This is a genomic window from Bacillus sp. CGMCC 1.60114 (assembly GCF_042676365.1).
In the GTDB taxonomy this organism is placed as follows: Bacteria; Bacillota; Bacilli; order Bacillales; family Bacillaceae_G; genus Bacillus_A; species Bacillus_A rhizoplanae_A.
In genome coordinates this window covers 1-8,140 of sequence record NZ_JBHTHG010000026.1, presented here as the reverse complement: position 1 = coordinate 8,140, position 8,140 = coordinate 1, and the positions used below count along the sequence as shown (strand labels likewise).

10 protein-coding genes are annotated in these 8,140 nt (G+C 35.8%); all 10 read right to left on the bottom strand.

Features of this window, described 5'->3' with window-relative positions; genetic code table 11:
- Positions 1–136 precede the first annotated feature (136 nt).
- Positions 137–1,309 carry a serine hydrolase domain-containing protein gene (locus ACFQZ1_RS09070; protein WP_377881806.1) on the bottom strand — a complete coding sequence of 391 codons (1,173 nt, stop codon included), beginning with the start codon at positions 1,307–1,309 and terminating at the stop codon, positions 137–139.
- 503 nt (positions 1,310–1,812) lie between these two features.
- Positions 1,813–2,037, bottom strand: a complete 225-nt coding sequence (locus ACFQZ1_RS09065) for a hypothetical protein (RefSeq protein ID WP_377881805.1) — start codon at positions 2,035–2,037, stop codon at positions 1,813–1,815.
- 5 nt (positions 2,038–2,042) lie between these two features.
- Positions 2,043–2,753, bottom strand: a complete 711-nt coding sequence (locus ACFQZ1_RS09060) for an ABC transporter permease (protein WP_377881804.1) — start codon at positions 2,751–2,753, stop codon at positions 2,043–2,045.
- Positions 2,746–3,486, bottom strand: a complete 741-nt coding sequence (locus ACFQZ1_RS09055) for an ABC transporter ATP-binding protein (protein ID WP_377881803.1) — start codon at positions 3,484–3,486, stop codon at positions 2,746–2,748. Before ACFQZ1_RS09055 ends, ACFQZ1_RS09060 begins: the two co-directional genes overlap by 8 nt.
- 73 nt (positions 3,487–3,559) lie before the next feature.
- Positions 3,560–4,219: a TetR/AcrR family transcriptional regulator gene (locus tag ACFQZ1_RS09050; RefSeq protein ID WP_377881802.1), complete on the bottom strand. Its 660-nt coding sequence runs from the start codon at positions 4,217–4,219 to the stop codon at positions 3,560–3,562.
- A 740-nt stretch (positions 4,220–4,959) separates the two neighbouring features.
- Positions 4,960–5,214: a PqqD family protein gene (locus ACFQZ1_RS09045; RefSeq protein WP_174103574.1), complete on the bottom strand. Its 255-nt coding sequence runs from the start codon at positions 5,212–5,214 to the stop codon at positions 4,960–4,962.
- The gene (locus ACFQZ1_RS09040; protein ID WP_377881801.1) at positions 5,201–6,877 is read right to left on the bottom strand and encodes an asparagine synthase-related protein; all 1,677 of its coding nucleotides are present in this window, start codon (positions 6,875–6,877) and stop codon (positions 5,201–5,203) included. Before ACFQZ1_RS09040 ends, ACFQZ1_RS09045 begins: the two co-directional genes overlap by 14 nt.
- The gene (locus ACFQZ1_RS09035; protein WP_377881800.1) at positions 6,874–7,368 is read right to left on the bottom strand and encodes a lasso peptide biosynthesis B2 protein; all 495 of its coding nucleotides are present in this window, start codon (positions 7,366–7,368) and stop codon (positions 6,874–6,876) included. Before ACFQZ1_RS09035 ends, ACFQZ1_RS09040 begins: the two co-directional genes overlap by 4 nt.
- 65 nt (positions 7,369–7,433) lie before the next feature.
- On the bottom strand, positions 7,434–7,571 hold the full coding sequence (locus ACFQZ1_RS09030) for a hypothetical protein (protein ID WP_377881799.1): 138 nt from the start codon (positions 7,569–7,571) through the stop codon (positions 7,434–7,436).
- 278 nt (positions 7,572–7,849) lie between these two features.
- On the bottom strand, positions 7,850–8,140 hold a 291-nt coding region (locus ACFQZ1_RS09025; protein WP_377881798.1), incomplete at its 5' end, for a hypothetical protein.

Sequence of the window (8,140 nt, the reverse complement as noted above, 5' to 3'; positions counted from 1 at the left end):
CAAGGGGTGAAGTCTGCCCAAAATCGAAAAGAATTCATTGATAAACTGTTTGGCATTGCAGCATAATCCGTAAGTTAATAGGAAATTCATGTCCTATGTTTTTTGAAATCATCTTTGCACCAGAACCCCTTTTTGCCTACTTGCTAAATTCAGCAAGTAAAATATTTTTAAAAGGATCAGGATTGTCAACTTTTCCTAAGCTGTTCAAATTGACGGCTAACGTATGCTTACCTCCAAGTGTACCTCCAGCAAAAGTAATAAACCCTGGAATGCCACCTGAGTGTCCCCATATCGAGACACCGTTTGGAAGCTTAGTTTCATAGATTCCAAGACCATATCCATCAATTTCTGCTCTTCCTGTAGGAACTTTAGTAAGCATTTGTTTTAGTTGCTGTTCCTTCAGTAATTTGCCACTGAGTAAGGAAGAGAAGAATTTGTTTAAGTCATCTGCAGTAGAAATCATATCTCCAGCCGAGCTACCTATACTTGGGTTATAATAAGTAATGTCCTTTAGCTCAATTGCTCCGTCTGGTTGGAAATATCCACGGGCATGGTTGGTGCCTGGAATAACGCTTGAATTGCCAGGTAGAAATGTATTCGACAATTCAAGTGGTTCAATAATCCGATTTTCAATCTCTTCCGCATAACTGTTTCCGGTTACTTTTTCAATAAGGATACCCAGTAATACGTATCCTGTGTTTGAATAAGACCAGCCCTTTCCTGGGGCAAAGTCTGGGGGCAGTGAAAGTCCCATCTTCACTAGTTCTTCAGCAGTAAATGATTTTTTTGTATTCTTAAAAAAATCAGCTTCTTTTGACCTTGAGTATTCGGCGATACCACTTGTATGGTTCAATATCTGCCGGATAGTAATCTGTTTAGCATCATATCCGTTTCCTTGAATGACACCAGGCAACCATTTTTCGATGGAGTCGTCTAGATTCAGGCGGTTCTCTGCAGCTAATTGAAGTACAACCGTTGCCGTGAACGTCTTCGTCACGCTGGCAATACGAAAGCGAAAATCTGTTTTCATTGGTTTCTTGGTGATCAGATTCGCTACCCCAGCGGCATACCCCCACGTTTTTCCACCCTCAGAAGTTTTAGCAAGTATCCCCGGGAATCCAAGAAGCAATGTATCCCGCATTGCTTGTTTGACGGAATTACGATCTCGTTGAGTGCTTGTGTGTGACGAACTAGATACATTTTCAGCGGGCTCTGCTTTTACAATTGAGGTTGGAGTCGTGTATAACAGGGAACTTCCAGCTATTAAAAGGGCAAGACTTACAAATGTAATTTGACTACGTGTTTTCATAAGACATTCCTCTCCTCTATCCATATTGTATGGGCGGTTGCTTGTTGTTTCGTACTAACTACACAGCTATTATCCCTACCAATGACAAAAGGGCAACATGGAATTCGTAATTATCTTCATAATGATTATTTTTATCCTAACAAACGGTGAATCCCCCTTTCACTCTTCTTTATATTTTTATCTTACAGGGGTCCCGCCACGCGAATTTCGTATACTAAGGAATTTTCCAGTTAAAAAACTTGGTTTTACCGTACGTTAAGAGTGTTCCATAAACGATATTTAATACTTTTTATGGTGCTTTGTTTTTGGTAATGAGTTTTGGAACTGATTTTTGATCGTATTTCTATCAATTTTATTAGAAATGCACAAAGTTCCTTAAACGTTTGTTTTTGGTACTTATAACGAAAACATTGTTATATCAAGGAGTTTAGCCTTAACGTACAGAATCCGCGAAATGTTGGTGCTACCCCTAATATTCACCTCCTTTCTTTCTCTAAATTTAATTATGAAAATTCTTGAATATGTAAGAACCCACTAATGATCGATGCTACGCCAATACCAATACAAAGTAATCCAATTGTTTTTAAGTTTTTATTTGGAGATTTTTTTATCATTAAAAAGATGCCTATAAGAGCTAGGATGGCTCCTGCAATAATATTTCCGTATAAATCCTCGGGAGTAAGACCTTCTAATTTCCCTTCTATGAATTTCTCCACTGTATGTTCCATTACAGTTATACCTCCATAAGGTTAATTTTTTTCATTACATTTCTTGCAACAAAGATTCCAGCTAAAATTACTATTACAATCAAAACGGGAGAGAGAATATTGGATTTTAAAGAGACAGTTGAAAAAATATTACTTAAACAGGAACAGAGTAAAATCGCTGAGACGATAGTTGTAGGGATTGATTTATTTATAAAGCCTAATCCCATTGAAATGATACTTAACCCGACGGCCATCACAGCCATAATAATTGTTGTCATAATAGATTTAGATATAACTTCAAATGTAATGTTGTCATTTACTAAAGGGAAGAAAGTTTCAGTCACACCAAAGATAGAAAATATGATGACATCACTAATCGTCATTGAGATTATAGTAAATAATGAAACAATCATAATTTTTGAAAGGAAAACTTTACTTCTGCTTATAGGATAAGAGAAGAGAAGTATTACGCGTTTTCCTCTATATTCTTCAATTACAAATCGAGAATACATAACAGAAGCTAATACACTAAAGACAGCCAAATTGAGTATACCGAATAAAGAAATGATGTTTTTGTATCCAGAAAATAAGTGTATATTTGGTATATTTGGTTCTACTCGTGGTTGTAAAATAGTCATATAGAGCACTACCAGCAGGCAAATTGAGATAACGAATGTTGATTTGATGTATGTGCGGATATTAATTTTTTTAAGTTCAATTTTCATTAAATCAAGCATTTACCTTCCCTCCATTACCAGTAATAATATTGAAGAAATAGTCTTCTAGTCCATCTGGGAATTGGTCTTTAATGGATGATAAAGATACTTCCTCTACAATTCTTCCGTTTACAATAACTCCAATGGTGTCTGCAATATGCTCGATCTCACTTAGAATATGGCTAGAAATTAATATTGTCATTTTTCGTTTTTTTACTAGGTGGAGAAATAGTTCCCTCATTTCACGTATACCCATCGGATCCAATCCGTTGATAGGTTCATCCAAAATCAATATCTTAGGATTGTGAATAACGGCTCGCGCAATCCCGAGACGTTGTCTCATACCAAGTGAGAATTTTGATACTGGTAGATTGCCCGTACCTTTAAGCCCTACCATCTCTAAGGTATTTTCAATGTGAGGATTGACTATGCCCATATAAGTAAGGTGAATCTCTAAATTTTCCTTTGCAGACAAATGTTCATAAAACACAGGAGTTTCAATAATACTTCCTATATTTTTTAGGATTTCATATTTATTATCAGCATTATCAACTCCTAAGATTTTGATATTACCTGCATCAAGTTTGAGTAATCCAATTAACATTTTAAACAAAGTTGTCTTTCCTGATCCGTTAGCTCCTAAAACGCCATAGATTGTACCTTTACGAACCGTCATATTACAATTCTGAATAACTTCTTTGCCGTCAAATATCTTAACTAAGCTAGTGGCTTTTATAACAAGTTCAGCTGTCATGATAAACCTCCTTCAGATGTTTATTTTTTAACATACATATATATGTATGTATGTAATTAAAAAACAAACTGTCTTATGACAGCCTATTTTTATCGTAGTTTTCCCTGTGAAAATTTTCAAGAGAAGTTAGTAGTTGGTCATCAAGAATTGGCAAACCAATACTGTTATATAGTTCTTGTAAGTGTTTTGCCTTTTGCATATATTCTTCAGTACTCACTGAAAAAATAATTGGGCTTAACCAAATGTTTGATAGCAGCATAAATGTTTCAGCGGTTTGTTTTGGATATTGAACGGAAATTGAACCATCTCTTACACCTTCCTCAATGACTGATTGTATACTTGGTGCTCCAATTTTGATACATTCCATTAATTGATTGGCAACAAGTGTAGGACTCTTTAAAATAGATGGAATTGATTTAATCACGTCCATCTGTACGTGATAATGAGGAGAGGAAAGTTGAAAAGCAAATTTTAGTTTCTCTAAACCATTCAAACCATTCATCTTCTCTGCTTTCTCAAAAGGATTATTTTCAGAAGCCAACCGTTTAAGAACTGCATCTATAAGATCTTCTCTAGATTTAAAATGATGGTAGAACGCCCCTCTGGTTAAATCTCCTAATTCATCAATAATATCCTGGATTGTTGTCTGGTCCCATCCTTTTTCAAGGAAAAGTCTAGTTGCAGCATCTAATATTCTCTGTACCGTTTTTTCAGGATATTTATTACGTGCCAAATTATCACCTCCACACACACATACATTCATATGTATGTATTATATTTTGTAATTATTTGTATGTCAATAGATAGTTCCTTATTAAACTAGAGGGTGTGTTAGTTGAACTATCATAAGTGATTTTTTTAGAACGAGGATAAATTTAAGTTATTCGATTAAAGGGCGCTATTGTAGAATAAAACTTAGATTTTTAAACGGCGTTATTGTCATTTTACAGGAGGGATTATACCGAAACCTAGAGGTAGAGTTTAAAACAGCTTAATGAGGGCTTTTGTGCCTTGTTTACATTTTTTTACATCTGTATAGCGCTTTTTGGACTTATCTCGGACTTACCCCATGCCCATCAAGCTAAGCTTATAGGGGTACCGCCCCATCGCCATCAAGCTAAGAAAATACACCTCCCCCAGAACGAGATTTTGTCCTAACTTGTAATAAAAAAGCTCATTTTTTCGTTTTGGGGTGGATTTGTTTTCTTAAGTTGATGGGCATGTGACGGTACCCCAAATTAAACAACTTTATTGTACGTCAACATACCTGGTAATAAAAAGTGGTTCAAAAGGTGTACTTTTTTAAACGCCCTTTACACAACAAAACCACCCCTCACAGGTGGTGAACTTTCATATGTGAGTCAAGGCAACTGGATGCTGCCTTGAATGTTTTGATTCAGTTTTGATCCTTCTTAGAGCCTCTCGAAATGCAGCCGGTCGCACGTGCGAATCGGTGTTGTGCCCCTTTTTTTATCATTTTTCTATGATTCCCTGTTCTAGTAATTCTTCCGTGAAATTCGATAAAGATCTTTCAATTTGAGTTCTATCTGCATCAATCTGCTCCAATAAATGTTGTATCATCTCTTCCTCATTTTTCTCTTTTACTAATACTTTCCAAAACAAATTACCTGTTTCATTGAAATTCAAATACTTCCCTGTGCGAGTGTCGAGTAACATATATTCATCATATAATTCGGAAACTTTTATAAAGGAACTAGGGCGATACATGTTTTCCAACCTCCATCTTCTTCTGTAATCTTGAAAGTTTATTTAGATTTCGCAACCAAATCTCCATCATCAAGCAATTCATCAAACCTTCTGTCACACTTGCTGCCGTTCGTTTATTTGATAGAAGTGTCTGTATTTTATTTCCATCTATGATACCAAATTCCACCAAGTGGGAATGACACAAAAAAGAAGCAATTTGCTGGTTGTGGTGTACAATATAGTTTTCATCAATCGAATTAAACAACTGATCATGGTTACGCGTGATAATCTCTTTTGGCAAGCTATCCAAATAAGCAAGCCGCAAAACTGGTTTGATGATCCATTGTCCACTAGATGGCGTAATTTTGTATACATCTGGAAGCCGTAAGGAAAATTCCATGATTTCGCGACTTAAAACAAAATTGGATAAGATATTCTGCTTAAAAAGCCTTGTTTGTGCAGTTGATTCTGATTCATCATTGGCAACAATACGAAAATTATCTATCAAATGATCGGAAAACTCCAAACAATCATTTACCTGAGAAATTTCGTCTAATGCCGAGTCAGTAAAAAATGGCTCAAAGATTTTTGTTCGCGAGAACCCCACTTTTTTCTTATCAGAAAAATATGGCTGACAACCTGATTTCTCCCACAGATAATGTATGAGTTCTCTTTTGGATAAAGCGTTCCATAATTGTGCAAAACTTGGTTTGTTCACAGGAGCAAAAACAAAGTCTCCCATATACCCAGGGATAATTGTATCGATTCCATGTTCTTGACACTTCTCTTGCACCATTTCCAATCCACGATAACAACTATGAATGAGAGGTGTACGAAAACGCCAATTATAATTCAAATATGTATTTGTGTTTATCTCTGTTGGTAAATGAACTTCATATAACGGAACATCAAAATGATTGGCTACAAGACGTGCATATTTGGTTTCGTCCGCAGAACGAATTCCTTCACAAGATAAATGGTATGCAACAACAGGAGCACCTAACTCTTTTAGGCTACATAACAAAGCAGAAGAATCCATTCCACCACTCAATTGGATGCCAATGGTTTTTCCTTTTTCTAATCTTCTTGCTAATGTTTTTTGAATCAAATACCTTGCTTCTTCCGCGTAGCTCCATATATCTCTTCGACTTGTTTCTTTTTGTATTCTTGGAACATCAAGTTCTTCTACTATATAGTGACCATCTTTATATACCAGAAGATGGCCAGCAGGCAAGCGGCGTATTCCTTCATAATGACTTTGCTCCTCATTTAAAAAACCACCTAAACAAGAAACAAGTACTTTTTGTCGGTTTACTTGCTTTAACAGAGGAATATGTTTATCTACCAAATCTATCGGATTGCTGGACCAATATAACTTTTCCCTTTCCACTCGATAATAGAGAGACATCCTACATTCCAAACTACGGTATAAGATCCCTCCTAATATTGGATCTTGCAGTGCCATCATAAAAGATCCATCAATATCACGTAACCATTCTTTCTTACCATTTGTAAACCATTCTACAAACTCCTGTTTTGCACTGGATATATTGTGCTTTTTCAGTTTATCTACCATATGAATGGTTGTATTGGACATACTAGCCCATACTATTCCTTTGATAAATAGGGAATTAGTAGAATGATTGATTGAAAAAACACCACCAATATCTTCTGTAAATCTCATGCTAACTCCCCTTCTTTACTTTCTGGAACACGATAGAGTTCATTAAACCAGTACTTTCGAGAAACATAGTCATTGATAGGGACGCCATCCAGCTCTACCCAAGCATGGCACTCAAATTCTTTATCTGCTGCCATCACTGCTCGTTGACCAATAACCACTTGAGAAGGCAAACCCATGATTCGAAGCGATGTAGAAATAGCGATAGATCTTTCCAAACACAGAGCTCGTTTATGAAAAAATTGAATCACTTGTGAGGAAGTAAACACTACTCTTCTAGCAAACAAATAGCGGTCTATTTCTCGTTTAAAGGAAAAGGTTCGAATGGTAGAAACATTGTTAAGTTGATGCAATAATTTATTGCTATCTGTTCGTTTCATTTGATAAATAACGACCAGGGTGTGGTACCAAATCATAAGCGTTGCCCATAATCCTAATGGTGGGACATATATTTTCTCTTTTGTTCCTGTCATCATAATCTGAAAGTAATCCATCTGCTTCCTCCTGCTATAAAGAAATAGACTCAGTATGTACCGAGTCTATTGGAGTTTCAATTTATTTAAAAGAATCTACCAACTCCAGATTCCCTGTGTTCACCTGATCCCCCACCTGTCATTTCTTTGAGGCTACCTTTTACTATCAACTTGGGTTCTTGAAATGTAACCTTTTTGGTTTGCAAAACGGTTTTCTTTTCCATCTTGTTCACACCTTCCAGGAATATGTAATGGTAATATCATAATTATAGACATAATTTGAAATAATTTCTATATTAAATATTATTTTTATTGGGAATTGATAAGAAAATCTGAATAACAGGGTCACGAAAGAACATTCCTTGTATATGGTGCCCCCTACTATGGGTTAACCTTAATCATCCATTGGTTAGTTACTGAAAACACTTCGTTTCAATTGTGTGATTATAGATAAAAAATTCAATTTTAAATTATATCTGATAGCACAAAAAAAGCCGAAATATTAAATATTCGGCTCTTTTTTTAATTTACGTTGGCCCCGACGGTGTTCTACGCTCTTCACAACTCGTTCCAGTAATGGTTTATCCGGCGCAATGATGAATCGTTTAGAGGAAGAAGCAATCATTAAGTTGATTTCCCGCACTTGCTCACGTGTTAATGTTATAGAAATTTCTTTATTACCATCGTTCTGGTTCTGGTGCAAGAAATCTAGTAAACTTGGACATACTGATACTAGTACTCTAAAAAGGGGCGTGATCAGTATGGAAAAGCAAAATTTATTCAAGTGGAAACA